Annotated in this window: 29 protein-coding genes and 2 other annotated features; of the genes, 6 read left to right on the forward strand and 23 right to left on the reverse strand. The window is 37.2% G+C overall.

What is annotated here, in order from left to right; genetic code table 11:
* Positions 1 to 56: 56 nt before the first annotated feature.
* From H514_RS0105070 to H514_RS0105090, 5 genes are all read right to left on the reverse strand, one after another.
* Positions 57 to 809 carry an STAS domain-containing protein gene (locus H514_RS0105070; protein ID WP_027445988.1) on the reverse strand — a complete coding sequence of 251 codons (753 nt, stop codon included), beginning with the start codon at positions 807 to 809 and terminating at the stop codon, positions 57 to 59.
* The gene (locus H514_RS0105075) at positions 793 to 1,437 is read right to left on the reverse strand and encodes a cobalamin B12-binding domain-containing protein (protein WP_027445989.1); all 645 of its coding nucleotides are present in this window, start codon (positions 1,435 to 1,437) and stop codon (positions 793 to 795) included. The genes H514_RS0105070 and H514_RS0105075 overlap by 17 nt, the downstream gene beginning before the upstream one ends.
* Before the next feature lie 4 nt (positions 1,438 to 1,441).
* Positions 1,442 to 1,807: a hypothetical protein gene (locus tag H514_RS0105080; protein WP_027445990.1), complete on the reverse strand. Its 366-nt coding sequence runs from the start codon at positions 1,805 to 1,807 to the stop codon at positions 1,442 to 1,444.
* A complete protein-coding gene (locus H514_RS0105085) occupies positions 1,804 to 2,109 on the reverse strand; it encodes an antibiotic biosynthesis monooxygenase family protein (protein ID WP_027445991.1) in 306 nt (101 codons plus the stop codon). Before H514_RS0105085 ends, H514_RS0105080 begins: the two co-directional genes overlap by 4 nt.
* A gap of 184 nt (positions 2,110 to 2,293) precedes the next feature.
* Positions 2,294 to 3,094 carry a VLRF1 family aeRF1-type release factor gene (locus H514_RS0105090; RefSeq protein WP_027445992.1) on the reverse strand — a complete coding sequence of 267 codons (801 nt, stop codon included), beginning with the start codon at positions 3,092 to 3,094 and terminating at the stop codon, positions 2,294 to 2,296.
* Positions 3,095 to 3,266: 172 nt separating this feature from the next.
* Here H514_RS0105090 and H514_RS0105095 point away from each other — a divergent pair, with 172 nt between their 5' ends.
* Positions 3,267 to 3,449, forward strand: coding sequence for a YqaE/Pmp3 family membrane protein (locus H514_RS0105095; protein WP_027445993.1), 183 nt, complete (start codon positions 3,267 to 3,269; stop codon positions 3,447 to 3,449).
* Positions 3,450 to 3,522: 73 nt separating this feature from the next.
* Here the strand turns inward: H514_RS0105095 and H514_RS0105100 are convergent, their stop codons facing one another.
* Together H514_RS0105100 and H514_RS0105105 are read right to left on the reverse strand one after the other, a co-directional pair.
* Complete coding sequence (locus H514_RS0105100) at positions 3,523 to 4,452, reverse strand: glycine betaine ABC transporter substrate-binding protein (RefSeq protein WP_051255036.1); 930 nt, start codon at positions 4,450 to 4,452, stop codon at positions 3,523 to 3,525.
* Between the two features lie 343 nt (positions 4,453 to 4,795).
* A complete protein-coding gene (locus H514_RS0105105; protein ID WP_027445995.1) occupies positions 4,796 to 5,035 on the reverse strand; it encodes a hypothetical protein in 240 nt (79 codons plus the stop codon).
* Between the two features lie 116 nt (positions 5,036 to 5,151).
* Positions 5,152 to 5,456: a binding site (T-box leader), on the forward strand.
* A gap of 85 nt (positions 5,457 to 5,541) precedes the next feature.
* On the opposite strand from H514_RS0105105, the gene metG reads away from it, so the two are divergent.
* A complete protein-coding gene (metG, locus tag H514_RS0105110) occupies positions 5,542 to 7,170 on the forward strand; it encodes a methionine--tRNA ligase (RefSeq protein ID WP_027445996.1) in 1,629 nt (542 codons plus the stop codon).
* A gap of 60 nt (positions 7,171 to 7,230) precedes the next feature.
* On the opposite strand, the gene H514_RS0105115 is transcribed toward metG, so the two are convergent.
* Positions 7,231 to 8,103, reverse strand: coding sequence for a 5'-3' exonuclease (locus H514_RS0105115; protein WP_027445997.1), 873 nt, complete (start codon positions 8,101 to 8,103; stop codon positions 7,231 to 7,233).
* Positions 8,104 to 8,269: 166 nt separating this feature from the next.
* On the opposite strand from H514_RS0105115, the gene H514_RS0105120 reads away from it, so the two are divergent.
* A complete protein-coding gene (locus H514_RS0105120) occupies positions 8,270 to 9,364 on the forward strand; it encodes a nitric oxide synthase oxygenase (protein ID WP_154657327.1) in 1,095 nt (364 codons plus the stop codon).
* 35 nt (positions 9,365 to 9,399) lie between these two features.
* On the opposite strand, the gene H514_RS0105125 is transcribed toward H514_RS0105120, so the two are convergent.
* The 9 genes from H514_RS0105125 to H514_RS0105170 form a co-directional block, all read right to left on the reverse strand.
* A complete protein-coding gene (locus H514_RS0105125; RefSeq protein WP_027445999.1) occupies positions 9,400 to 10,638 on the reverse strand; it encodes a serpin family protein in 1,239 nt (412 codons plus the stop codon).
* Positions 10,639 to 10,707: 69 nt separating this feature from the next.
* Positions 10,708 to 11,982 (reverse strand): S41 family peptidase, encoded by a 1,275-nt coding sequence (locus H514_RS0105130; RefSeq protein WP_036843030.1) that lies wholly within the window; start codon positions 11,980 to 11,982, stop codon positions 10,708 to 10,710.
* A gap of 119 nt (positions 11,983 to 12,101) precedes the next feature.
* The gene (locus H514_RS0105135; protein WP_027446001.1) at positions 12,102 to 12,431 is read right to left on the reverse strand and encodes a hypothetical protein; all 330 of its coding nucleotides are present in this window, start codon (positions 12,429 to 12,431) and stop codon (positions 12,102 to 12,104) included.
* A gap of 26 nt (positions 12,432 to 12,457) precedes the next feature.
* Positions 12,458 to 12,931 carry a GNAT family N-acetyltransferase gene (locus H514_RS0105140; protein WP_036843033.1) on the reverse strand — a complete coding sequence of 158 codons (474 nt, stop codon included), beginning with the start codon at positions 12,929 to 12,931 and terminating at the stop codon, positions 12,458 to 12,460.
* Between the two features lie 68 nt (positions 12,932 to 12,999).
* Entirely contained in the window at positions 13,000 to 13,566 is a 567-nt protein-coding gene (locus H514_RS0105145) for a GNAT family N-acetyltransferase (protein ID WP_027446003.1), read from the reverse strand.
* Between the two features lie 145 nt (positions 13,567 to 13,711).
* On the reverse strand, positions 13,712 to 13,978 hold the full coding sequence (locus H514_RS0105150) for a CD3324 family protein (RefSeq protein WP_027446004.1): 267 nt from the start codon (positions 13,976 to 13,978) through the stop codon (positions 13,712 to 13,714).
* Between the two features lie 279 nt (positions 13,979 to 14,257).
* Entirely contained in the window at positions 14,258 to 14,413 is a 156-nt protein-coding gene (locus tag H514_RS24935; RefSeq protein ID WP_169449749.1) for a hypothetical protein, read from the reverse strand.
* Positions 14,414 to 14,480: 67 nt separating this feature from the next.
* Entirely contained in the window at positions 14,481 to 15,041 is a 561-nt protein-coding gene (locus H514_RS0105165) for a GNAT family N-acetyltransferase (protein ID WP_027446005.1), read from the reverse strand.
* A 401-nt stretch (positions 15,042 to 15,442) separates the two neighbouring features.
* Positions 15,443 to 15,707 (reverse strand) — a binding site (T-box leader).
* A 40-nt stretch (positions 15,708 to 15,747) separates the two neighbouring features.
* On the reverse strand, positions 15,748 to 16,236 hold the full coding sequence (locus H514_RS0105170) for a GNAT family N-acetyltransferase (RefSeq protein ID WP_081672937.1): 489 nt from the start codon (positions 16,234 to 16,236) through the stop codon (positions 15,748 to 15,750).
* Positions 16,237 to 16,546: 310 nt separating this feature from the next.
* Between H514_RS0105170 and H514_RS0105175 the strand changes: the two genes are divergently transcribed.
* The 3 genes from H514_RS0105175 (at position 16,547) to H514_RS0105185 (ending at position 20,247) form a co-directional block, all read left to right on the forward strand.
* On the forward strand, positions 16,547 to 18,118 hold the full coding sequence (locus H514_RS0105175) for a BCCT family transporter (RefSeq protein ID WP_027446007.1): 1,572 nt from the start codon (positions 16,547 to 16,549) through the stop codon (positions 18,116 to 18,118).
* A gap of 99 nt (positions 18,119 to 18,217) precedes the next feature.
* The gene (locus H514_RS0105180; RefSeq protein WP_027446008.1) at positions 18,218 to 18,928 is read left to right on the forward strand and encodes a GntR family transcriptional regulator; all 711 of its coding nucleotides are present in this window, start codon (positions 18,218 to 18,220) and stop codon (positions 18,926 to 18,928) included.
* Between the two features lie 104 nt (positions 18,929 to 19,032).
* On the forward strand, positions 19,033 to 20,247 hold the full coding sequence (locus tag H514_RS0105185; RefSeq protein WP_027446009.1) for a M24 family metallopeptidase: 1,215 nt from the start codon (positions 19,033 to 19,035) through the stop codon (positions 20,245 to 20,247).
* 48 nt (positions 20,248 to 20,295) lie between these two features.
* On the opposite strand, the gene H514_RS0105190 is transcribed toward H514_RS0105185, so the two are convergent.
* The 6 genes from H514_RS0105190 to H514_RS0105220 all read right to left on the reverse strand — a co-directional run bounded on the left by H514_RS0105190 (position 20,296) and on the right by H514_RS0105220 (position 24,883).
* The gene (locus H514_RS0105190; RefSeq protein ID WP_027446010.1) at positions 20,296 to 21,174 is read right to left on the reverse strand and encodes a VOC family protein; all 879 of its coding nucleotides are present in this window, start codon (positions 21,172 to 21,174) and stop codon (positions 20,296 to 20,298) included.
* A 33-nt stretch (positions 21,175 to 21,207) separates the two neighbouring features.
* Positions 21,208 to 21,621 carry a VOC family protein gene (locus tag H514_RS0105195; protein ID WP_027446011.1) on the reverse strand — a complete coding sequence of 138 codons (414 nt, stop codon included), beginning with the start codon at positions 21,619 to 21,621 and terminating at the stop codon, positions 21,208 to 21,210.
* Between the two features lie 15 nt (positions 21,622 to 21,636).
* Positions 21,637 to 21,999: a VOC family protein gene (locus H514_RS0105200; RefSeq protein WP_027446012.1), complete on the reverse strand. Its 363-nt coding sequence runs from the start codon at positions 21,997 to 21,999 to the stop codon at positions 21,637 to 21,639.
* Positions 22,000 to 22,309: 310 nt separating this feature from the next.
* Positions 22,310 to 22,705 carry an RNA polymerase sigma factor gene (locus tag H514_RS0105210; protein ID WP_161625879.1) on the reverse strand — a complete coding sequence of 132 codons (396 nt, stop codon included), beginning with the start codon at positions 22,703 to 22,705 and terminating at the stop codon, positions 22,310 to 22,312.
* A gap of 146 nt (positions 22,706 to 22,851) precedes the next feature.
* A complete protein-coding gene (locus tag H514_RS0105215) occupies positions 22,852 to 24,042 on the reverse strand; it encodes a M20 family metallopeptidase (RefSeq protein WP_027446015.1) in 1,191 nt (396 codons plus the stop codon).
* A gap of 16 nt (positions 24,043 to 24,058) precedes the next feature.
* Positions 24,059 to 24,883, reverse strand: coding sequence for a MetQ/NlpA family ABC transporter substrate-binding protein (locus H514_RS0105220; RefSeq protein ID WP_027446016.1), 825 nt, complete (start codon positions 24,881 to 24,883; stop codon positions 24,059 to 24,061).

Consider the following 24,883-nt stretch of genomic DNA (forward strand, 5'->3'; position numbering starts at 1 on the left):
AATTGAAAAAAAACATATAAAAAAAGCCTTCCTCATATTTTGAGAAAAGACTTTCTTTAAGAACAATATTTTTCGATCGCTTTTTGAAGAGAGTGCATATATTTAAGGTTCATTTGAATAGACATTTCATTTAGCTTGCGAGCTTGGTCCGGTTTAATCCCAATAATGACAACTTCTTTTCCCATATAAAAAAGGCTCTTAAATATATCTCTTAACAAATGAAGTGATTCAGGATTAAAAGCTCCTACACCTGTAAAGTCAAAAAGAATCCGATCATGATTATAATGGTGAGCTTCTTCAAGTACTTGGTCCTTGATGGCAAATAGTTTTCTTTCATCAAGATCACCAAAAAGAGGAATTAAGGCTGTATCAGTAGTTAACCTAATATAGGGTGCAGATAATCGATTATTTTGATCTACTGCAGCTTCAAGTTTATCCTTTTCCTCTAACAACTCAAAATTCGTATCGTTTAATCGTTTTTGAAGCTTTTCAAGCATACCTGAAACATGATTGTTCGCTTCGTACTTGGGCATCATGATTACTTCCGCTTGCAAGTCATTTTTCCAATGAACATAAAGATCGATTAAAAACACTTCTGATTCTTTATGCATATTAATCTCAATATTAACCTTACCGGCATCAGGATTTACCCATTTTATAACTTTATCATGACTATCCTGATCCACACTTTCGAGGAAAGAAGGATTTAAGTTTAACAATTCGCTTGCTTCAGGCGTATATTCTAAAATGTAAAATTTTCGATCTATGGTTACGAATGGAACAGGTAATTGATCATGAACTTGTCGCATTGATGTTTCTTTGATCCTCCTCTAACCATGCTTGTAAGTCATGTAAATCTTTCATGACAAATACACGGTCTGATGTAAAAGAAGTTAAGTCGTGCTTTTTAGCCATTCGTCCACCGATTAAAATTGTGGGCTCCCATTCTAAATTCATAAATGATTCGATGACCTTTTTCAATGTTGGTAGGCGGTAAGACAAGGCAGCAGAAACCCCAATCACATCTGGTTTAAAGGAATTCACCTGAATGTGTGCATGACTTAAAGGTAAATTTGGTCCTAAATAACGAACCTTCCACCCTTTTTCACGAAAAATAGAAGCAACCATTTTCAGCCCCAGATAATGTTGCTCTTCTTCGACACCAAATAAAAGGACTTTCTTCCCCTGTTCGTTGGATGACTGTAAATCATCTACTTGAGAGAGCACAAAGTCGCAAATCGCTGTAGCTAAATGTTCATCTGCTACAGAAATTTCATTCGTTTCCCATAACTCTCCTACGTGATACATAGACGGCGTAAGGAGATTTTCATACGCTACCATTCGATCAAATGGGGTTTGAAAGGTTTGAAGGTATTGAAGCGCTTCATCCTCCTCACCATTAAGAAACATATCTGCCATTTTTTTGTGATGACTCATTCGATCACCTCTCTGTGGGAGCTTGCTGTAATTGTTGGATCCCCTTATCTAAATAATATTGATAAGCGGCTTCTTCATCTGAATCTTCTAATAGCTGAACAGCCGTTTTAAGACGTTGGTAATTATCAATGATGATAGGAGTTCCAACATTTCTACTTGTTAACACTCTGTTTAACCAATCTGTATAGTCTAAAAAGAACGAAATATCTTGTAAATGATAAGTTGTCTCAAGATGATCGAGGTGATGGTAATTATCTTCAGCTGTACGCTCTCGACCATTTTCACCGAACTTCTCCCACAGAAAAGGAAATGCTTCATAAATTTCATCAACAACTTGGTGGACGATCTTCTCTTTTTCTAATGTCTTCATTCTGCTACAACCTTATACTTTTTAACTTTTGGTGGAATGTTAGCTAGTTCTTGGTCTGGATAATTTTTTTCTAATTCATGAATTTTTTGAAACTCTTCACTCGTTGCCCACTTCATATAATCTTCTTTGGATTCCCATTCCATATGAACGGTTAATTCTCCAGGCCGTTTATCATTTTGAAGTAATTGAAAAGAACGAAAACCCTCCCACTTATCGACACTGCGAGAACGCTTTTGGTAAATTTCAATTAACTCATCAGCTTTTTCTTCAGGAACTGTTACGGTAGAATCTACTATGTACATAAAGAACTCCTTAATTGGTAGAATGAAATTTCCATTTAATATTATTATTTTATCATAAAATTAATTTTGAATTAAGGTAGATGCATTGTTGGTATAAAATGGGCAAATTCTATATTAATAAAAGAAATCCTACCGAAGTACGGTAGGATTTCTTCATGAAGTAGTGTTTTACACCTTTATCCTTTTATAAAACGACCTCATCAATAACCTTCGTTTCTTCATGTTCAAGTAAGTTTTTCGGCACAATTTCAGTGATTGGTTTATTCATGTGAGATTCAATCTCTTCTGCTTCTTCTTTATTACCAACAATATAGATTGCTTCCCAATTTCCATCTTTCGCTAACTTATCTAGGGTTGGCGCAATGCTCTTATACCAACGCTGCTGATTGGCATGGAAGCGATCATAAAACTGTTCTTTTTGAGGACTCTTACCTGAACCCATAGAAGGTTTTGCTTGGTGTGGTCCTGTATTTTGACGCCAGTCTTCTGTATCAATATCTAATTCATAATGGTCTGTATCATGTACAGCTCCTAGCTCAGCTTCAATAATTTTAATGTTATTTTGTTGCACCAAAATAATACCCGTTCTAGGGAATTTCTCATGAAGCTCACGTAATTGGTGAAGTTGTGGTGTATCTTCCCAATAAAATTCTGTTTTCACAGGCATTTGAATAGGTTGTGCGAACCAAAGCTCACCATCGGTAGAAGCGATCACTACAAGACTTTTAGAAAGATTACGCTCATATTCCAGAATAAACTTTTCTAATTGCTCTTTTAAGTTACGGAAATTCTTCAATTCATCTTTATTTCCGCTTTCTTGTAGGTAATGTTCAAAGTTATTCATACCATTTTTGAAATGGATTTTCCACTCTCCACCCTGCTGCTCAGGGTCAGATAAATCAGTATTTAAATACATGGTTAAAACTTGGTCTGGTTTTTCTGCATAAAAGTTTTCTAATCGTTTTAGTTCTTTGTGTAAATTCATTTATTGTTTCCACTCCTTTGTAGAATGGGATGATTCATCCTTGGTATGTATGTAACCGTCAATAAATGAAATCAAACATAGGAATTCTTATAACTTTTTATGTGTTGTCGTAATAATAGTCGGGTAGAAATAGGATAAGTAAGATTTATAGAACAAAAAGGAGGCATAGATGATGCTCTATTTATTAGCTATTGTTCTACCACCTGTAGCGGTTCTATTTGTAGGCCGTCCATTCCAGGCTATTATAAACTTAATCCTGACTCTGATCTTCTGGCTTCCTGGCGCTATTCACGCTGTAATGGTTGTTAAAGATCAAAAAGATGATCGAAGAATGAAAAAGTATGCAAGTACCTAAGAAAAGCATAAGCGCCCGTTTAGACGCAAAAAAATAGCCTGTCACTTAATGTGACAGGCTATTTTAATTCTTATTATTCGATATGACTTGTCCACTCTTTAACTAGGTCTTGGTTGTTTTCAACCCAAGTACGAGCGCCATCAAGAGCCTCATCTGCTTTTTTCACTTCGTTCATAAGGCTACCTAGAGATTCGTCATCCATCTTCCATGTTTTGATTGCTTTAGCAACTTTAGGCATGTCTTCTTTAAATCCTTGACGAGACATCCAGCTAATATCTTCTTTTTCACCATAAACACCTTTTGGATCTTTAAGAAGTTTAACTTTGTATTCAGCAAACACCCAGTGTGGTTTCCAAAGTGTTACTAGGATAGGTTCTTCATCTTTAATCGCATTTCCAAGTTCAGCTGTCATGAACGGTCCAGAAGCTGATTGTTGGTCATAATTTTCTAGACCATATTCTTTCAATGCATCTTCCGTTAATCCGTAAAGACTAGAACCTGCATCAATACCTACAATGTTTCCACCAAATTTATCAGCTTTTCCTTTAAGATCTGGAATACTATTAATATCTTCTACGTATTCAGGAACATAAAGTCCTAGTTCAGTACCTTCGAACCAAGTTTCGTCTTTATGGAATGCCACGTCTTCTTTGTAGCTTTCGTATAGAGGCTTATCTGTATGTGGTAACCAAACTTCAAGTCCTACATCTAAGTCATCGTTCTTAAGTGCTTCATAAAGAGCAGCTTTCTCTACTGTTTTAAGTTCAACAGTATAGCCTTTGTCTTCAAGGATAACCTTCCACATGTTTGAAACAGCTACGTTTTCAGCCCAGTTGTTTAAACCGATTTGTAATGTACCTTTTTCTTCTGTAGTGTTCCCTTCGTTATCAGTTGCATCGCCATTACCTTCACCTTGATCTGTATCATTGTTGCCGCCACATGCAGCTAGAATTAGTAATAGACCAAGACCTAGAACAGGTAACCATTTTTTCATCATATTCATATGTGTGACCCTCCTGTGAATTTTTCTAATTTTTTATACTCTCTCGAAAACAGAGTCAATTATACAATTTTCATTGTATAAAGTAAACACTTTGTACAAAAAGTTTCATCAACACAACCTTAATTTATTTAACAGTAATAAACAACGAATTAGCTCGAAAGCTGTCATGACAGTAATTTTAGAATACTTACTTTTTTTACAAAATTTTTTGTGAATTTTTGTGACTGTATAGAATTTCTAAAGTTTAATTTGTTGTATATTTTGCCCAGCAACGTAAAATAAATTCTTGAGAATAATAAAAATGCTTACCCTAACTTCCTTGGGTAAGCATTTCTCTAATCCCTTATACCTTTTCTACAATATATGCTTTTTTATCACGATAGTATTTTTCTCCGTCTTGAGAAGAATGTTCGAAAAAGCCATCTAGCTCCATGGTTACTTTATATTCTCTATCAGGTTCAGTAAATAACTGCGACCCGTTATTTGATAATAGAATGATATCTGTTGTCGATACAAAACTATCTAATTCTTTAGCTGTATAATTTTCTCCAACATTAACGTCACTTAAACGATATTGTGTCATTTATATCCCTCCATCGATTTTGTGAATGGAATTCCCGTTTTGCATTTCATTAAACATGAAAGCTATTTAAAGACTTGTCATCATGAACAAATTTGTGTAAGATTAATACAATATTTTGAATAGCTATGATGGGAAGAGTAATTCTGAACATGCTTTTACAGAGAGCTTCGTTAGGTGAAAGGAAGCAAAGCAAAGACAGAATGAACATGGCCCCTGAGCTTCACATCGAAATCGAGCGAGAGTAGAATGTGACGAGATTTGGCACTCGTTATCAATGCCAGAGTATAAGAACAGCGTAGGGCTGTGATCGAAAAGATTAACTTTTTATCACTAATCGTATGACTGTTCCGTACTTATGGAGCCTGGTAATGTGAATTACTAGGAAATTAAGGTGGTACCACGAGTAAAGCTCGTCCTTTGACTATGTCAGAGGGCGAGCTTTTTTATTTAGAAAAGCATAACTCGCTGGGAGCTGGAGCTAGACAATAAAAAGGAGGAAGGAAATGATGAGTATTTTAATCGGAGGTGCTTGGCCATATGCAAATGGTTCCTTGCACTTAGGTCATTTAACAGCGCTTTTACCTGGGGATATTCTAGCACGCTATTATCGATTAAAGGGTGAAGAGGTTTTATATGTTTCAGGATCGGACTGTAATGGAACGCCGATCGCCATAAAAGCAAAACAAGAAGGAGTAGAACCTAAAGAGATTGCTGATCACTACCATAAGGAATTTGTTGAGACGTTTGATAACCTTGGATTCACTTATGATCACTACTCTCGGACAGACTCTCCTTATCATCATGATGAAGTAAAGCGCATTTTTAACAGTTTGTTGGATCATGGTCACCTTTATAAACAATCCGTTGACCAAACATTTTGCCGTAGCTGTGAACGCTTTTTACCAGATCGATATGTAGAGGGAAATTGCCCACAATGTGGTGCAGCTGCACGAGGCGATCAATGTGAATCATGTTCTACCCTCTTAGACCCCGTAGACATCGTGGATAAGACGTGTAAACTGTGTGGAGATACACCTGTTGTTAAGCCTACAGAGCATTATTACTTTGCTCTTTCCCATTTTCAAAAACAATTAGAGGAACTTGTGGAAAAAGCTAAAACTCTAGAAGAATGGCGGGAAAATGCCCTCCATCTCACCGAACGTTATCTAAAAGAAGGTTTACATGATCGAGCGGCTACTAGAGATTTGGAAGTAGGTGTCCCAGTACCTGTTGAAGGGTTTGAAGATAAGAAAATTTATGTGTGGATTGAAGCTGTTTCTGGCTATTTATCCGCTAGTAAACAATGGGCTGAACAAAACGGAGAAGACTGGGCCCCATTTTGGAAACAGAATACAAAATCCTATTATATTCATGGAAAAGATAACATCCCCTTCCACTCTATTATTTGGCCATCTGTTTTAGAAGGTCTCGATGAAGGGTTATCCCTACCGAACCACATTCTATCAAGTGAGTATTTGACAATTGAAAAGAAAAAGCTTTCAACAAGTCGGAATTGGGCCGTATGGGTACCTGACCTATTGGACAGATACAATCCCGACTCAATTCGGTACTTTTTAACGATTAATGCTCCAGAATATAGAGACGCTGATTTTTCTTGGAGAGAGTTTATATATAGTCATAATAGCGAGCTACTTGGTGCTTATGGAAACTTTGTTAACCGTACGTTGAAGTTCATCCAAAAATCTTATAGTGGAGAGGTACCGAATGGAGTAAGTGATGAAACAATAAATAAGCGAATTAAGGAGGTCTACAGCCAAGTTGGTGCATTAATTGAAGCAGGTGAATGTAAAAAAGCTTTAGAGACTGTATTTTCATTTGTACGAGAAGCAAATAAATATTTTGACGAAAGACAGCCTTGGATCCAAATTCGAGAAAATGAGCCTGAGTGCCGGAATACATTATTTACATGTACAAAAATCATTGCTAACTTAGCGCAGCTTCTTTCTCCTTTTCTTCCTTTCTCAAGTGAGCAAGTTAGCTCAATTCTAGATATAAAAGAGCTGAAGTGGGCTCCAATTGAAACGTTGCCCACTATACTTGGAGAGGTATCGCCTTTGTTTGAACGGATTGATGTGGATGTAATAGAAGAAGAGCGTGAGAAGCTTGGTAAGTAAATAAATGAGAGCCTGAGTATGTTCAGGCTCTCATTTTTATTACTTAATATCTTGTTTGTATTACTGCAAAATACCATCTAACTTACGAAACTCAAGCTCATCAAATTTCGCTTTCATTTTCTCTTCATTAATGCCTAGTACTGCATCATCTAATGAACAGGTTACATCAACCTCGCAATGGATGCGAGCTAGTTTTCTAGAAAGGTGAAGCATTTCTAAGTCCTGCTCAATTTTATTTCGTTGTCCTTTTGTTAAGGATGGTAAGTTCTCAAGAATCCCTTCGATTGATTCGTGGGCCTGAAGCAACTTCAATGCAGTTTTTTCTCCGATCCCTTTAACCCCGGGATAGTTGTCACTACTATCTCCCATTAGAGCTTTTAAGTCGATCATTTGCTCTGGAGTGATCCCTTTTTCTTCGAGAAAGGATGTTTCTTGATATAAGGCGTAATTTCCGTAGCCTTTTTTCAAGATTGATACAGAGATATTTTCCTTTAATAATTGTAGAATATCCTGATCCCCTGTTAAAATGATCACTTCACCTTGATCCCGATAATGTTCAGCTAATGTTCCCATACAATCATCAGCTTCATAACCTGCCAAACCAACGTTCGGAATATCAAGCGATTCCGTTACTTCTTTGACAAGATCAAATTGTGGGATTAACTCGACAGGCGGCTCCCCACGATTTGCTTTATATTCAGGAAATAGTTCATTACGAAACGTTGAACTTCCCATGTCCCAACAACAGATTACGTGAGAAGGTTTATAATGATTTATTGCTGTAAATAAATGCTTAACAAATCCATAGATACCGTTTGTTGGAACACCTTTACTATTTACCATAAAATAATTGCTCATCGCCGTCGCATAAAAGGCTCTGAACAATAATGCCATTCCATCTACTAATAAAATTTTATCTTTTGTGTTACTCAATATTAGACAACCCCTTTAGAAGCATTATAACAAAAACAGATGAGTAATGAGGCGGGAATAAGAGGAATTCCTCATCTGTTGTTCAAGAATTGTCACTTTTCACTTTTACGATTGTGAGATGTGGTATGGTACAATCACCGTAGACTGAGCGACGTGGAGGTACACCATCGTGAGTGAGGAATTATATAACAAGGCAAAAGTGTTTATTCAACAGTGTTACTCCGAGTTAGGAAAAACTGAAGATGAAAAAACTCAACGCTTAATTTACATACAAGATGAAATTCAAAAATATAACCATTATGAACACACCTTTGAAGAACTGGAATATGGAGCAAAAGCGGCTTGGCGCAATAGTAACCGCTGTATTGGTCGATTGTTTTGGGATTCATTAAACGTTTTTGATTACCGTCATCTAGACCATTCTAAAGATATAAAAGATGCTTTAGTTCACCATTTGGATTATGCAACAAATGGTGGAAAAATTCGTTCTACGATCTCCATTTTCAAACCAAAAACAAACGGGGAAACACCTGTCCGTATTTGGAATCATCAGCTTCTTCGATATGCAGGATATGAAGAGGATGGTCGCGTGATAGGGGATCCTGCTTCGGTAGAATTCACTACCAAATGCAAAGAACTGGGGTGGCGAGGAGAAGGAACATCATTTGATATCCTCCCTTGGGTCATTCAAGTCCATGGGCAAGAACCCACATTATTTGAAGTACCAAAAGATCATGTTTTGGAAGTTCCTTTGCGACATCCTGAATATGATTGGTTTCAAGAACTGAACCTTAAGTGGTATGGCGTCCCTATCATATCGGATATGAAACTAGAAGTTGGTGGTATTGAATATGTAGCCGCTCCTTTTAATGGTTGGTACATGGAAACGGAGATTGGTGCTCGAAACTTAGCCGATGAGTTCCGGTACAACATGCTACCAACAGTAGGAGAATACCTTGGGTACAATGTACGACGTAATGCTTCTCTATGGAAGGATAGGGCTTTGATTGAATTAAATACAGCGGTACTCCATTCGTTTAAAGAAGATGGTGTGAGTATAGTAGATCATCATTCAGCTGCTCAGCAGTTCCATTTGTTTGAGCAAAAAGAAAGTGCTTGCGGGCGTGATGTAACAGGAGACTGGACATGGCTCATTCCTCCGATATCACCCGCTTCAACACATATTTTTCATAGTTCGTATGATGATACAATGCACTCTCCAAATTACTTTTACCAAGACAAGCCCTATGAGGAATCATAAAAAAGAGGTGCTACCTTAGGTGCACCTCTTTTCTATTACCCTCCATAATAAGTTCCCATAAAAAGAATAGACTCTTTTTTATTATCCGCTATGACATAAAGGAAAGGGCGATCAGCCTTAAAGGTTTTAGGCTGAGAAGCTGATGCAGATTCATTCATTTCTACCACGGTTGCAGCCGCCGCTTCACTTCCTTTTTCATTTACTTCTATAAAAGCTTTATGAAGAACCCGGTTAATGCGCAACCCACTGTTTGACATTCCAGAGAAATCGGCGTTATCAAAGGCTTGTTTCATTCCTAAACTTTTTAAAGATGTGTTTAAGTTCTTTGTTCCATATTCCACTTTAAACTTAGGAAAGGATATATTCACTTCTTCTTGAGTTTCCATTCCTTTTATAATATTACTCCATTTTTCATCTGTCATTTCACTAATAAAAGAACCAAGAGGTGTCCCCTTTTTCGGTAGAACAGCATACATGGAAGTATTCCCTTCTCCATAAGGCATTTCAATCGCTTTATAATCAGAACCTTCATTATATTGAACTGCTTCTTGCTTAAACATCATGGATACGGTTTTTGAGTTACCTTTCGTAACATGAAATGACTCTTCTTTAGTATTTTCTTTTTTAAATGGGTTTTGCCAATCCCCTTTAAAGTAGATCGCGTTAATTAGAAACATCTGCACATTAGGCTTAATAGGAGGGGACAACATATCCTTGATTTTTCCGTTGGTTTCTTTACTAATCCAATTGTTCATCTCTGTTACGGTTTGGTCTGAAAACTCTCTTTCGAAGACACCCGAACCATACATGTTTTGATTGGTTTGAATAAAGGAATCTTTTACGGATAATCCCTTACGAACCCATATAGAGTTTCCTATATTCACATCTATATCATCTATTTGCGTCACGAAACGTATGTAGTTTTTGTACGATTCATTAACCTGTTGAATATCTATCCCTTGATAACCAAGCACGTCTTTCATTTCTTCTTTCGTTTCACCACGTGCCCCTTGATAGGTCATCGAAAGAGCAGTTGATATACTAAATGGTGAAAAAAAGATGCTTTTCTGCTTTTCTTCTTCACTTAGCTCCTTGAACATATCCCAAGCAAAAACAGTATTACCATCTATCACACCTTGGTCGATCTTTTCCATTTTGTAGGGCTGATCCTTTTTATCTGAACTTTTCGATTGATCATTAGTCGCGGTTGTTCCACAAGCAACCAGGCCAAGATAAAGAATGATTATTAAGATGAATATTTTACTTTCTCTCATCTTTTCTCCCCCCTTTGCCTGATTAGACGATAAAAAATTCATCGAGTTACATAAAAATGACAACTAAAATTATTTAGAAACAGATTGTTGCTTTAACAGCCTTACGCCCTCATCCATATCAACATCACGATCAAGGTATTCTGGTGTCCATGGGATGTATATGTCAGGTTGCCCACCTTCCACCTCATTTTCTGAAACAATTTTAGAAGTGGGATACCAAAGTTCGAATGTGTTATCCCACTCTTTATCTATTAAATTGGAATAGGCATTAATATTTGCTGTTGGACGCCCAACTACCGTCACCTTAGACGATTGTTGAACAATTTCTACAAATATATCTCCAGCGCTTCCACATTTGACATCAGTGAGAAGGACAATGTTCTCAGGGTTCGGTTTCCCTTGAATCCAATGAGATGTTTTTTCTCCAGAATTATTAAAATCTATAAACCCTTTCCCCCAATTATCTATCCAACCCTTTTGATAATTGAGTATCCATTTACGAGTATCTTCATCTTCTGTTTCTTTTAAGTAATTGTCTGTTTTCTTTTTTTGTAAGGAACAATTTCTCTCCGTGCAATGAAATTCCATTTTATAATCCAGCATATCAGCTAAATCAAATGACCCTTCAGGGAATAGATATGTAAGAAATTCTTGAAACGTTTGTGTACTACCACCAATATTTAAACGGACATCGATGATAAGGTTAGGAGTCTGTTCAAGGTCTTGTTGATAGTCATGAATGAGTTTCTTCATCACTTCCCCTTTATCAAAATCTGTTAGTGTTATAAGTAATGTACTCTCATCAATATTTTCTACAGTATGTTGAGGCTGATATTTTTCCTTCTCATAAAGTTCTATTTTCATTTCTTGTTGGTTTCCCTTATGGTCTTCAACCACACACGTGGAATATCTCTTGAGGATATCTTCCCAACGTTCTCGTTCAGCCACTTTTTCCATTAATTCACTTTGATGCTTCGTTACAAGTTGTTTTACAGAAACTCCATCGAAGGATAATAATGACTCCCCTTTCTTTAACCTTTTTTCCGATCCTACAGAAATAACATATAATTTATTTTCAAACCTCCGGACCTTAAACCCTATTTCAAGCTGCTTTTCTTCCCCTTTTTCGGATCGCTTAAAAAACATATGTGGGTCCTGAAAATCTAGTAGGTAATCTTGGACTATGTTTTCGAACGAATATGGAGTTAGTGCTCCTTGTTCTTCTAGTAAATTAATCTTTTCAGAAAAAACCTCTGGATTGTCCCACCCAGTCTTGTCATAGCAACCCGCATAATCATGATGCATAATATCTACAATTTCATTAAAGATTTCAGCATACCTCATGACATCCCTACCTTCTTGAAATATATTACAATCATTTCTGTATAAAGGTATTCCTTTCCTGCTTTTATAGCAATAAAAAATACACGGACTCTAAAACTAGAAACCGTGTATAACCTCAATTACTCTTTAAGTTGTATGGGGACAGACTTTATATTTTCTTCACGCTTAATTCTTTGATCCAAATCACTTAATTGCTGACTTAAATCTTCTCGATCAAAAGGAAAAGACTCAAGATCTTGTAATTGCTCCACTAATTTTTTGTAGAGCTTGTGATACCCTGACCAGCGCTCTTTATTCACTTGCTCAGCAAGGGCGGATAGTGTTGCTAATGTTTTAGCAAGTGCTTGGTCCTCGCCATTTAACAGCATATCTCGACTGATATGATGACATTCCACATAATCCTTTTTCAGGTTAAATGTCTCTTTATACTGCTGAATTTTTTCATTCATTTTATCACCATACTTCTAGAGTGAAATTATGTAATCCGCTTCTTCATTACATGATCAGTCATTTCAAATCCTACTTTTTCATACAAAGCAACTGCTCTTTTATTATGAGCGAAAACATGTAGGCCTATTTGAGAAATCCCTTGTTCTTTCACATAATCCTCAAGAACATTCATTGAAGCTTTACCATACCCCTTACCTTGCTGCTCCTCATCTAACTTAATATCATAGATAAAGGAATGTTTTTCATCTTGCTTTTCCGTTATATTCAACCAAAGAATCCCAATTGATTTATCCTCTTCATTCACAATTGTAAAGAGAACTTGATTTTCTGTCTCTAGACCATCAGGTAATAATTGTTGAAACTGTTTTCTTGCATTTGGTAACGCCTCTTCTTCGCTCCAATTCCCTGCTTTCACATGTTCAGCTGCATATTCCTCGATAGACTTTTCATAATATCTTTCGAATTGTTCTTGAGTCATTGGTTTTAAGGTTACACTCATGAATCTCCTCACCCTTCTTATGACTAGCTCGCAGAATATTCCTTCTACAAAGTATTCGATTCCTTCTCTTATATTCCTTCATGATTCATTTGAAACTCTGTGTCTAACATCCCCATTAAAATGGAATCATGGTATTCTCCATCATAGCAAAGTTCATCTCTTATTCGCCCCTCTTGTTGGAAGCCTAATTTTTTATAAGATTTAATTGCTCTCTCATTAAAAGAAAAGACATCTAAGCCAACTCGATGTAGATTTAACTTCGTAAAGCCATATTCAAGTAATAAAGACATCGCTTCTGTTCCATATCCATTCCCCCAATATTTTTTATCAAAAATTGAGATTCGAACAGTACCGTTACGATTTAGATGGTTGATATCTAATATAGCCATCTCTCCTATAGGCTTGTCACTTTCCTCCAAACAGATAATCAAATCGACACGACTAGAATCTGTTGAAATGTGATCGAACCACTTTTGGACACCTTGTCGGCTAAAGAAGGCTTGAGTTCCTGTTAATCTTCTTCCTTCCGGGTCCCAAAGAGCGCTTTTATAAAACAGATCCAAATCATCTTGTTCAATAGGCCTTGCAAAAACTCTTTTACCTCTTAAAAATTTTATTTGTTTATGTTCCTCCATATTACCCCTCCTAAGCAATCTTGTAATTAAATATAATCTTTTAAAATTCTTATAGAAATGCCTAAGATAATTTTAGAATAAATTCACCTTAAAAATGCTGATCAACTCCATATAATGATGAAGATGATCAGCATGTTAAATTTCTTTATCTGTTACCATATACAATCTTTTTTACAGTCTCAACAGAAAGATAATGTTCATCAGCTAACTTATTTATAGATGATCCATTACGATAAGCTTGTATCATTTTCATATTTCGATCATCTATCTTTTTCCTTCCCCCATTACATGTGCCCCACTTTTTGTATGAATGTTTGGGTTTTGGAATATATAAGTTCTCCCCTTGAACATATTGTTGTATTTCTTTAAGTAATGCTTCAGGTAAAACGATTTCTGCTTTTACATTATTCATTATTGCCAGCCCCTTATTTCATGAAATTTCGATGAATGTAAGGTGCAAAGCCTAATGAATTAGAAAACTAGGCGATATCTAATATTGCACGACCATCTCATGCAAAGAATCGCCTCTAACTCCAGGCTTTGCATGAGATGCTCCCGTTGTACTTAAAGCACGTAAATGTAACAATTTCATTCAACTCCTCTATTTCTTATGTATGAATTGCCACCTATCGTAGATGTTTACATTAAAAAAAGCAAGCACCTAAACCATGGTACTTGCTTCTTTAAACCCTTATTTTTTATTCGCCTGTTTTCCACTTTTCTTTTGACTCTGATGCTCACTATTACCTACTTGCATATCATCAGCAAGTTCGGTTTCGTACTTTTTATTTTTTCTTGATATCTCTTCGGATGTTTGATTGCGTTTTACTGGACCTTTTTGAGACATAATTGCCCACTCCTTCTTAAGTAGTCATTGGCTAGTATGTTCAAAAAGGGGTTGAGGTATGTGAGCTCTATTTAACCTTAGAATAAATACACGTATCCGTTAAGTGTTTCCCATCAACGGATAGGTCATCGTTCTTCAAAATTCCATCTAAGTTATAACCTAATTTTTCTGGAATAGCACGACTTCTAAAGTTTTCTGATTCACATTGAATCTCTACTCTACGGCACCCTAAATCATCGAGCGCAAAATCAGTTAGCTTTTGAACAGCCTCTTGCATATACCCTTTCCCGCTGAGTCTCGTGTCAATCCAATAGCCAATTTCAACCTTTGGAATATCCCAATTGATATTATGGAATCCTGTAGACCCTACAAATTCTTGAGTATCTTTTAAGTAAATAAGATAGCGAAGATTTTCTCGTGTCATAAACTTCGCATAAGCCTGTCGAGTATTTATCTCTGTATCTTCTATACTCGGTTCATCTAAAGCAAACCCTAACCAAGGTTTCATTTCCTCAAGTGATGCAGTGATTGCTGCATTGACAGCCGTTCCATCACCTGGCTTAGGCATGCGTAAAATAAGTCGTTCTGTTTCTAATTCTTCTGCAACTTCTTTTAAAATTGGATTCATTAAAACATTTCCCCCTATCTATTATGTAGAGAACAAAAGCGCAAGCGCCCGTTTAGCAACGAAGGGACTGGACTGAGCCCGTAGTACGATTAACCAAACTTGCTGATTGGCAAGCCGACAGGCGCAGACAGAAGCTTAGTTGCCGTGGTACTTTCACCTAGAAATTTTAACTACGTCGGCTTTCTTCCTTGTTAAAATTTCATGTCACAAACGTGTAAAGGAAACACGATGAACAAAGTGAATCGATGTTGACTTATCGTACGGAAGCGAGGGAAGTCCCTTCGTTGCTGGGCGCTGGAGCTGGACTTGGCCCCGCTCTCATTAAAGAGTTATACACAAGCTAGCAACCTTATAATTTCCTAGACAATAAAATAAAAACTCTCGTCCTCAAGATCTGTCATCTTGAGGACGAGAGTTGTGAACTTCGCGGTACCACCTCAGTTTATTGGTATGTCACCAAACCAATCTCATCGGGTACTACTGTTTGGAACAGTTTATACCCTATCCCTATAACGGGAGAATCCGTCGTAAATTCCACAAACAAAACATGTGGCCGTTACGAAGCTCCAAGGCTTTATTCATTAAGGGCATTCATCTCCTTCTCAGCACCAGGAGTTCTCTGTAACAAATGAGATCCTTAACTACTCAACTTTTCATCGCTCGAAATTTAAAATTTCATTTATCATACTGAGATTCTTCCGAAATGTCAATATTTTCTTTCATTTAAAATTTTATCAAACATAATCATATCTAATGCTCGAATGCCATCTTCAAAAATAGGTTCAGGGTAGTTTAGGAAGAAATCCCTCTTAACCTCTGCCATTCGAAACCCAACTTTTTGATAAAAAGCTATGTTTGCAATACTAGAATTCGCAGTCCCAACGATCATTTTGTATAGGCCTTGACCCCTATATAGCGAACAAGCCTCTTGGATGACAGCCTTTCCCACCCCTTGACCTCGATATGTTGGGGAAATCGCAATGTTTTTGAGCTCGACTATTTGATCTGAATGAAAAGTAAAAAGTGCAACTCCTACAAGAAGCTCACCAGCATAGACAGCAAACATATCCCCATCATTTATGTATTCTGATATGACTATTTCAGATTCATCAGCTAGAAGTAAATATTCCATATAGTAATGGCGTTGATGATCTTGTATAAATGTTAAGCGAACATGTTTGTTTGCTTGTTTCATTTTCTCCACCTCTACATCTACTTTTTTCTTAACATATTACAACACCTTCCCTTCACCAAACATTAATTTTGAACAGTTCACATTGAATATTCAAGGAAATTAATGAATTCAGACGAAAAAGAATGATTTTATCATGTTATTAAATACTCATAAACGCTCATTTAAACTCACGGATATTAATCATATTTAACAATAAGAACAACCAGTCTGTATAATCGTATTTAACAATAAGAACAACCAGTCTGTATAATCGTATTTGTAATAACAAGTTAATTAAATATAATAACAAGTTTTAATAAGGAGAGATACAGTGAATAAGAAACTGATTGATTGGACTACATTTATAGGCTCACTGGTACTGTTAATCACAGTTACATTACCTTTAGTAATATTCCCGAAAGGCGGTAAGGAAGTAGTTCTTTCGTTAAAAGATACTATGACTAGTAATCTTAGTGTTATCTTTTTAGCTTTTGGTTTAGGAACATTTACCTTTTTACTTTACTTAGCATACAGCCGATTTGGAGATATTCAATTAGGTAAAGATGAAAAACCAGAGTTTTCAACTCTATCTTGGGCTGCCATGCTTTTCTGTGCAGGTATTGGTGCAAGTATCTTATATTGGGCTGCAATTGAGTGGGTATATTATTACACTGCACCCCCATTAGGGATCGAACCTGAGTCTTCAAAAGCAATGGAATGGGCATCTGCATATGGTATTTTCCATTGGGGCTTAATTCCATGGGGGATTTTCACTCTACCTGCTGTCCCAATTGCTTACTTCTATTATGTACGAAAGAAACCAGTTTTGAAAATTAGTGAAGCATGCCGCCCTATTCTTGGCGATAAAACAGATGGTCCAATAGGTAAACTTGTAGACATTCTGTTCCTGTTTGGTTTACTAGGTGGAGCAGGTACAACACTTGGCTTAGCAATGCCTCTAATCGGTTCAGGTATAAATGACCTTACAGGTATTGAAACAAGCAAAATGATGAAAGCTGGGATCCTGATCATTTGTACAGCCATCTTCGGCTTCAGTGCATTTAGCGGATTGAAAAAAGGAATCCGAGTATTAAGTGATATGAACTTATGGTTATCCGTATTTTTACTAGGATTTATCTTTTTAGTAGGACCAACCTTATTTATGGCAGAATCTACGTTTAACGCATTAGGTATTGTAGGCTCGAACTTCTTGCGTATGAGTACTTGGACAGAGCCATTCAATAATTTAGGATCTTTTGAGAGAACAGGCTTCCCTGAAAGTTGGACTGTATTCTTCTGGGCATGGTGGTTAGTATTTGCTCCTTTTGTCGGTCTTTTCGTCGCAAGAATCTCTAGGGGACGTACTGTTCGTCAGTTGATCGTTGGTACTTTATTGTATGGAACATTAGGAAGCATCATCTTCTTCGGGATTCTCGGAAACTATGCGATTTACCTTGAAATGAGCGGACAATATGGCGTGGTTGAAGCTGTCCAAAACCTTGGCCCTCCAGCTGCTGTTATGGGCATATTAAACACACTTCCAATGGGCAAACTACTAGTAGGTGTATTTGTAGTACTAGCTGTAATCTTTACAGCAACTACATTTGATTCAGGCTCGTATATTATTGCTTCTGTCGTTCAAAAAGAGGTTAAAGGGGAACCACTTCGTTGGAATCGTTTATTTTGGGCTTTTGCCTTGTCAATCCTGCCAATTGTTCTTATGTATATCGGTGGGCTATCAACCTTACAAACAGCCAGTATTGTAGGTGGTGTACCATTACTCATTATTATGCCAATGCTCGGGATTTCCTTTGTAAAAGCCGCCTCTTATGATTTCGGTTTGAATCATAAGAAATACAAGCAACCTGAAGTAGATGAGTATGAGGACACAAAAATCAGCTAAATTCTCTTCTAAAGCTTACCTGTTTTATTGGTAAGCTTCCAATACCTCCTTTAGAATGAAAGATAGTATGTAAAGAGACGTAAGTAAAGGAGTCCTAATATGTCGAATAAGCAAAGAAAGTTACCATTATATGTTCAGATAAAAAATAAAATGGTGAACAACGTAAAAAACGGAACATGGAAACCTGGTGAATCTGTTCCTTCAGAAAATCAACTTATAGAACAATATAATGTTAGTCGGACAACCATCCGCCAATCGATCCGTGAATTAGTTCAAGACGGTGTTTTGGAAACGCGCCGTGGTGCTCCCACTAGAGTACGAGAAGTCCCTCAAGAGGATATAGGGAATCCTGGTATTATCCACCATGAAATCGGAGATGATATGTCCGTTAAATTGTTACGCTCCGGGAGAAACATGGACCGTTATTACGCAAAAGGACAACTAATGCTTAGTGAAATGGATGAAGTCTATTTCTTAGAGCGATTACGAATTGCGGATGGTAAACCTATTGCCTATCAACAGTTATTCGTCCCAGTATCCATTGGAGAAAAGATCAAAGAAGATGCAACTGAAATGTTTGATATTTTTCCATCATTAGGTCGCCATGATGTCCATTATAAAAATATAAAAGAAACCGTGTCCGCTTCTAATGCAACCCAATACGAAGCAGATTTACTCGGTTTAATCCCTGGTGAGGCTTTAGTGGATATTGAACGAACCACAATTGGTATTGATACGATGCCGATCGAGTATAGCCGTACAAAGTATGTAACAAGCGCATTCAACTATAGAGTGGAAATAGGAAGATAATTTTTCTCCACATTTTATATTGCAATAAGTTTAAACATATTATAACATGTTTGGTAGATTAAAAACATGTTGAGGTAGAAACAGACAATATAGGAGGATAAAGAGTGAGTAAATTAACAAGTATTCGCCATGATAAAACACAAATTGACCTTGTACGTATGCGCCAATATCGTTTAGGAAGAGTACGTGAACAGCTTAAGGCCCAAGGGTATGGAGGTATTGTCATTTTCGATCCGGTAAACTTGCGCTACGCTACAGGAAGCCGAAACATGCAGGTATTCATGCTTCGTAACCCAGCTCGTTACGTGTTCATTCCTACAGAGGGACCTGTTACCTTATTCGATTTCCCTAACTGCGAGCACCTTTCTGAGGGGATTGAGACGATTGATGAAGTTCGCCCTGCAACTACATTATCTTACGTTTCTTCTGGAGAAAACCTTTATGATAATGCGAAAGCTTGGGCTAAAGAAATTGCAGACTTGTTCAAGCAGCACGCAGGTGATAACAATAAATTAGCTATTGATTATGTACCATCTGTAGGGGCAATTGAACTTGCGAAATTAGGTATTGATGTTGTAGATGGACAAGAACCTATTGAGCATGCGCGCAGTATTAAAAACGATCAAGAAATTGAAGCTATGAAAATCTCCGTTCGGACCGCTGAAGAAGGTATGATCCGAATGCAGCAAGCACTTCAACCGGGCATCACTGAAAATGAGCTATGGTCTTATCTTCACCAAACAAACATTGCTCAAGGCGGAGATTATGTAGAAACAAGGTTGCTTAGTTCAGGAAATCGCACAAACCCATGGTTCCAGGAATGTAGTGATAAAGTCATTAATGAAGGCGAACTTGTGGCCTTTGACACAGACATGAATGGTCCATTCGGTTATTTCACTGACATCAGCCGTACTTTCTATTGCGGTGATAGTGAACCATCTGATGAACAAAAGCGTTTATATCAAACAGCTTATGAACAAATTCAATACAACATCGACTTGCTTAAACCAGGCATGACATTCCGTGAATATGCTGAAAAGAGCTGGCAAATCCCAGATGAGTTCTTCCCAAACCGTTACTTCACAGTGGCACATGGGACAGGCCTAAGCGGTGAGTATCCTTATATTGTGTATCCACAAGACTTTGAAGAAAAAGGATATGACGGCGTAATTCAGCCAAACATGGTGTTATCCGTGGAAAGCTACATTGGTTCTCCAGGTGGAAAAGAAGGCGTTAAGCTTGAAGAGCAACTTCTTGTTACGGAAGACGGTGTTGAGAATTTCTCTGACTTTCCATTTGAACAAAAACTTATGAAATAACAAAAAAGCTCAAATCTCTCCCATGAGATTTGAGCTTTTTTGTACTTTTTAAGTAAATACATATGAAGTATTTGAAACTACTAATTGAATTTTATTCCCGGAAGGATCCTTTGTATAAACATTTAGGCCCTCTTGATTTATTTCATATCCTAAGTTCTCTACTTGTTGAGCCACTTGATCCCTAGCATCCTCACTAGGATAGACAAGTGTGAAAAACTTCATGCCAACACTGTTTTTTGATGGAGCAGATACTCCTACACCTGCCCATGTATTTAAACCTATGTGATGATGATAATTCCCCGTAGACATAAAGAGAGCTTGATTACCAAAACGATTCACAACTTGAAACCCTAATGCTTTATCATAAAATTCTTCAGATTTGTGTAAGTCTGAAACATGTAAATGAATATGCCCCATAACAGTATCAGAGGGTAACCCCGACCATTTTCCATCTCCTACCTCAGCAAGAAGGTCTTCAAAGTTCAATGGATCAACCGTCATATTCACATGGCTATTATCCCATTCCCATTCACTTGAATCTCTATCTGAATAGATCTCAATTCCATTTCCATCAGGATCATTTAAATAAAGAGCTTCACTAACAAGATGGTCAGATGCCCCAATTTGAACATGATGTTGATGTAAATGTTTTAGAACCTTCGCTAATTCCATACGATTCGGTAACAATATAGCAAAATGAAATAAACCAGACCTTCTATTTTCTTTAGGTATTACATCCTCTGGCTGAATAATCGATAACAAAGGCGTTTTTCCATCTTCTGTAAAAACAACTCTCCGATCATTCTCTTCTAATTTTTTAAAGCCAATTATATTTTCATAGAATTTGATTGATCGTGTTAAATCTTGAACTTTTAATTCAACATGCCCCACGAACGTGGTAGGAGCACGAAAAAAGCGCTTTTCCAAAAAGAACCCACCTTTCCTAAAGCCTCCTCTCAATTATACACCATGCATTTCTTTAAAGGTTGGGCTCAGCTCACTCCACACATCAAAAGCATTACCATCTATATCATAAAAAACGAAGTTATTACCCGGATGCCCTCGATCTTCAATCTCTCCTACATTGACTTCCTTTGTTAAAAGATCATCACGTAATTGGTTCAATTGATCATATCCATCCACTTCAAACGTCATCGCAAAATGTGGATTTCCGTTAACATCAATAAAATTTGATGTCTCTCCTTCCTTAGCTTTCACGAGAAAGACACTTTGATTAGCTAAGTCAAGAATCGCTTTTTCATCATTCCGAAAGTTTTCGATAGCGCCGAGTTTCTCCTGATACCATGTTGATGAAAGTTCTGGATCAGTAACAGGGATGTAGGTAGTTCCTACTCTTCTTAAGAATGAACTCATTTTTTGTACCTCCAATTAAAATGTTACAAATTCAAATTTATTTCCATTAGGATCTTGTGCATTAAAGAAACGCATACCTTCTGCCCCATGGATTTCACCGACTTCTACATTTTGCTCCTTTAAATAGCTATGGACTGCATCCACATCATCGACATAAAAGTTAAATGCTGCATGAGGTTGTTCTGGCATTTTATCAACTTTGTGAATAGTCAAAGCTGTTTTCACCTCGTCTTCATCTTCAAAACGAAATCCTACATAGATTCCGTCACTGCTTCGAAATACCACCTTAAACGGAAACATTGTTAGATACCATTGTTCTGATTTCTCGACATCCATAACCGGTACAAAGACTGCATCAATTCGCTTAATAAATTTCATATAATCCCTCCTTACTTCAATCACGTATGAATGGAATGAAAAGTTACGCCCGAATTTAAATTTTTTCTTGTAGGATCATTTTATTTCCATCTGGATCCTGAATTGTAAATGTAAAATGTGTATGAGACCTGTTAACCTTTACTCCTCTTGTCATTAGTAGATGATATGTAGTCACAATTGTATGTTTATCTTGCATTTCTACAGCCTTAAGCATCCTTTCCATTATCGTAGGAGTAGGTTCCTCACCAATGATAGCCTCTTCCCTCATTTTTTTGAGATTTGTTCTCGCTCTATGAAGAGCCGCCTTTACTCAACCTTCTGTCATATTTAACATTTCTGCCACTTCAACCATAGAGAACCCATAATACTCCACTAACAAAAAAGTACTTGATTGCTTAAAAGATAAATAGGTGAGCAAAACTTCAATAGTTTCTAATAAACTATTATCAAGAATTGGAAGCTCAATTGCATCTTCAGATGTGATCTCTTCCCATTTTGATTTTCTAAGAGTATCTCGCCATACGTTTGTGGCTGTTTTAAACATGTATCCTTTAGGGTTTGGGTGTGTTTCAATTGGGTTCGGATTTTTAAGTAACTTAACTACCGCATTCTGATAGAGATCATTACCGTCCCACGGAGTCCCCGCTAAGGTGTAACAGTATTTTTTTAATTCAACCCTATATGCTTCTATAATTTGATTAATCATGAATTGAATCCCCTCTGCAAGACACAACATTGCTATACAGCTATTTCCATACTCATCTTTCATAATCCTCCTATAAAAAAGATAAGATAGGACAAAGTCAGATCATAAACAAGCGGAATCTCCTTAGAGGAAATCCCGCTTCAATATTATTTTCCTTCTTCATATTGAAATTTAATAGACTGTAATACATCAGGTTTAGTAAATAACTCAAGGCCAGTTAAAGCAAGAGCTTTTGCTCCAGTAATCAGAGCATGATCTCCCCTTTCAGATTTAGCTGCTTCTCGAAAATCATTTGTATGAGCCACTAAGTCCTCTGACCCAATTTTAATATAAGGATGGATGGTAGGAACTACTTGGCTAATGTTACCGGCATCCGTAGAACCTATACCTTGGCGTTCTTCTTTGAAATCTTCCCCAAGTTGCTCAACCTTTTCCTTAAACAATTCATCAAAACGTGGTGTTACATAAAAGTTATCAACCCCATTTTGAATTCTAGTCATTTTGTAACTAGAGCCAGTAGTTAAAGCTGCTCCTTCTGCTATTCTCTCGACTTTTTCAGTGATTTCATCACAAGTTGTACGTGTTGCAGCTCGGGTGAAAAAGCGAGCTCTAGCATAATCAGGGACGATGTTTGGAGCCTCTCCTCCATCCAGAATAACACCGTGAATTCGAACATCATCTGTAACATGCTGGCGCAACGCATTAACTCCATTAAACAATTGGATAACACCATCTAAAGCATTCACACCCGCTTCAGGGTTCGCGGCTGCATGCGCAGACTTCCCAAAGAATTCAAAATCAATCGGATCTACAGCAAGTGTCTCAGCAGAACCTGTTGTTCTTCCCAGTGGATGCACCATCATACAGGCATCAAATTCTTGCACAAGTCCATGCCTTACAAACGTACCTTTTGCACTTCCATTAGTACCCCCTTCTTCAGCAGGGGTCCCTAACACCGCTACTTCACCTCCAATTTCTTCAATAAGTTCCCCTAATGATATAGCCGCTGCCACACTTGTCGTACCGATGATGTTGTGACCACAAGCATGCCCTAATCCCGGCAAAGCGTCATATTCCGCTAAAAAGCCAATCTTAGGTCCAGGTTTTGTAGAGGATTTACGAGCAATAAAAGCCGTGTCGTGTTCAGGGATATTTCGATCTAGCTCAAATCCCGCCTCCTCTAATAACAAACACAGTAAATCAGATGCAAATCTTTCTTCATTTCCTACCTCAGGATGTTCATGAATTTCATGACTAGTATGAATATAGGTAGATCGTTTATCTTCAATAGACTGTAAAACGATATTCTCTAATGATTCAGTAGTCTCTAACGTCATTGTGTCTCCCTCCTATTTACCAGCCAATGTTCTCAAGTGGAACAAATGTAGGGATTAGTGAATCGTTATACACTTCTCGAATATGATTGGCCACTTCTTCTTGTTGATAAATTTTTACGATTTTTTGATAGACTTCTTTATCCGTTTCATCTGCACGTGCTGCAATGATATTGATGTATGGCTTAGCTGTATCGTCTTCAATGAAAATCGCATCTTTCACAGGGGTAAAACCTGCTTCGACAGCTACACCATTATTAATAATCGAAGCTGCTACATCTGGTAATACACGTGGAGTTTGGGCAGCTACAATAGGTTCAAACTTAAGATTCTTAGGATTTTTCGTAATCTTTTCAATGGAGCCATTTCCATCAAAATTTTCCGGCAGACCAATAAGTCCTGACTTTTCTAACAGTAATAGAGCACGGCCCATATTTGTTGCTTCTTTCGGTAAAGCGATCTTACTACCCTCAGGAATCTCACCAACATCCTTATACTTTTCAGAGTAAATTCCCATCGGCGCAATTAACGTTGTTCCAATTGGAGCTAAATCTAAATCGTGTTCTTTAATAAATGCGTCAAAATAAGAAACCGTTTGGAATGCGTTTAAATCAATATCTCCATCAGCTAAAGCTAAGTTAGGTCGTACATAATCTGCAAATTCTACTAACTCAATTTGAATGTCCTCTTTTTTTGCTTCCTCTTTAATTTTCTCCCAAATCGGTACGCCAGAGCCATTCAGCCCTACTTTCACAACTTTGTCTTCTGCACTCCCTTGATTACAACCTGCTAAAACACTCCCTAATACAACAAGTAAACTAAGTAACGTTACTATTTTTTTCAT

The sequence above is a fragment of the Pontibacillus marinus BH030004 = DSM 16465 genome, from assembly GCF_000425225.1.
In the GTDB taxonomy this organism is placed as follows: domain Bacteria; phylum Bacillota; class Bacilli; order Bacillales; family BH030062; genus Pontibacillus; species Pontibacillus marinus.

What these genes read in the sequence shown, in the direction of transcription:
- H514_RS0105070 (WP_027445988.1), bottom strand. Translation starts at nt 809, where the DNA reads ATGCGACAAGTTCATGATCAATTACCTGTTCCATTCGTAACCATAGAT.
- H514_RS0105075 (WP_027445989.1), bottom strand. Translation starts at nt 1,437, where the DNA reads ATGAGTCATCACAAAAAAATGGCAGATATGTTTCTTAATGGTGAGGAG.
- H514_RS0105080 (WP_027445990.1), bottom strand. Translation starts at nt 1,807, where the DNA reads ATGAAGACATTAGAAAAAGAGAAGATCGTCCACCAAGTTGTTGATGAA.
- H514_RS0105085 (WP_027445991.1), bottom strand. Translation starts at nt 2,109, where the DNA reads ATGTACATAGTAGATTCTACCGTAACAGTTCCTGAAGAAAAAGCTGAT.
- H514_RS0105090 (WP_027445992.1), bottom strand. Translation starts at nt 3,094, where the DNA reads ATGAATTTACACAAAGAACTAAAACGATTAGAAAACTTTTATGCAGAA.
- H514_RS0105095 (WP_027445993.1), top strand. Translation starts at nt 3,267, where the DNA reads ATGCTCTATTTATTAGCTATTGTTCTACCACCTGTAGCGGTTCTATTT.
- H514_RS0105100 (WP_051255036.1), bottom strand. Translation starts at nt 4,452, where the DNA reads ATGAATATGATGAAAAAATGGTTACCTGTTCTAGGTCTTGGTCTATTA.
- H514_RS0105105 (WP_027445995.1), bottom strand. Translation starts at nt 5,035, where the DNA reads ATGACACAATATCGTTTAAGTGACGTTAATGTTGGAGAAAATTATACA.
- metG (WP_027445996.1), top strand. Translation starts at nt 5,542, where the DNA reads ATGAGTATTTTAATCGGAGGTGCTTGGCCATATGCAAATGGTTCCTTG.
- H514_RS0105125 (WP_027445999.1), bottom strand. Translation starts at nt 10,638, where the DNA reads ATGAGAGAAAGTAAAATATTCATCTTAATAATCATTCTTTATCTTGGC.
- H514_RS0105130 (WP_036843030.1), bottom strand. Translation starts at nt 11,982, where the DNA reads ATGAGGTATGCTGAAATCTTTAATGAAATTGTAGATATTATGCATCAT.
- H514_RS0105135 (WP_027446001.1), bottom strand. Translation starts at nt 12,431, where the DNA reads ATGAATGAAAAAATTCAGCAGTATAAAGAGACATTTAACCTGAAAAAG.
- H514_RS0105140 (WP_036843033.1), bottom strand. Translation starts at nt 12,931, where the DNA reads ATGAGTGTAACCTTAAAACCAATGACTCAAGAACAATTCGAAAGATAT.
- H514_RS0105145 (WP_027446003.1), bottom strand. Translation starts at nt 13,566, where the DNA reads ATGGAGGAACATAAACAAATAAAATTTTTAAGAGGTAAAAGAGTTTTT.
- H514_RS0105150 (WP_027446004.1), bottom strand. Translation starts at nt 13,978, where the DNA reads ATGAATAATGTAAAAGCAGAAATCGTTTTACCTGAAGCATTACTTAAA.
- H514_RS24935 (WP_169449749.1), bottom strand. Translation starts at nt 14,413, where the DNA reads ATGTCTCAAAAAGGTCCAGTAAAACGCAATCAAACATCCGAAGAGATA.
- H514_RS0105165 (WP_027446005.1), bottom strand. Translation starts at nt 15,041, where the DNA reads ATGAATCCAATTTTAAAAGAAGTTGCAGAAGAATTAGAAACAGAACGA.
- H514_RS0105170 (WP_081672937.1), bottom strand. Translation starts at nt 16,236, where the DNA reads ATGAAACAAGCAAACAAACATGTTCGCTTAACATTTATACAAGATCAT.
- H514_RS0105180 (WP_027446008.1), top strand. Translation starts at nt 18,218, where the DNA reads ATGTCGAATAAGCAAAGAAAGTTACCATTATATGTTCAGATAAAAAAT.
- H514_RS0105195 (WP_027446011.1), bottom strand. Translation starts at nt 21,621, where the DNA reads ATGAGTTCATTCTTAAGAAGAGTAGGAACTACCTACATCCCTGTTACT.
- H514_RS0105200 (WP_027446012.1), bottom strand. Translation starts at nt 21,999, where the DNA reads ATGAAATTTATTAAGCGAATTGATGCAGTCTTTGTACCGGTTATGGAT.
- H514_RS0105210 (WP_161625879.1), bottom strand. Translation starts at nt 22,705, where the DNA reads ATGATTAATCAAATTATAGAAGCATATAGGGTTGAATTAAAAAAATAC.
- H514_RS0105215 (WP_027446015.1), bottom strand. Translation starts at nt 24,042, where the DNA reads ATGACGTTAGAGACTACTGAATCATTAGAGAATATCGTTTTACAGTCT.
- H514_RS0105220 (WP_027446016.1), bottom strand. Translation starts at nt 24,883, where the DNA reads ATGAAAAAAATAGTAACGTTACTTAGTTTACTTGTTGTATTAGGGAGT.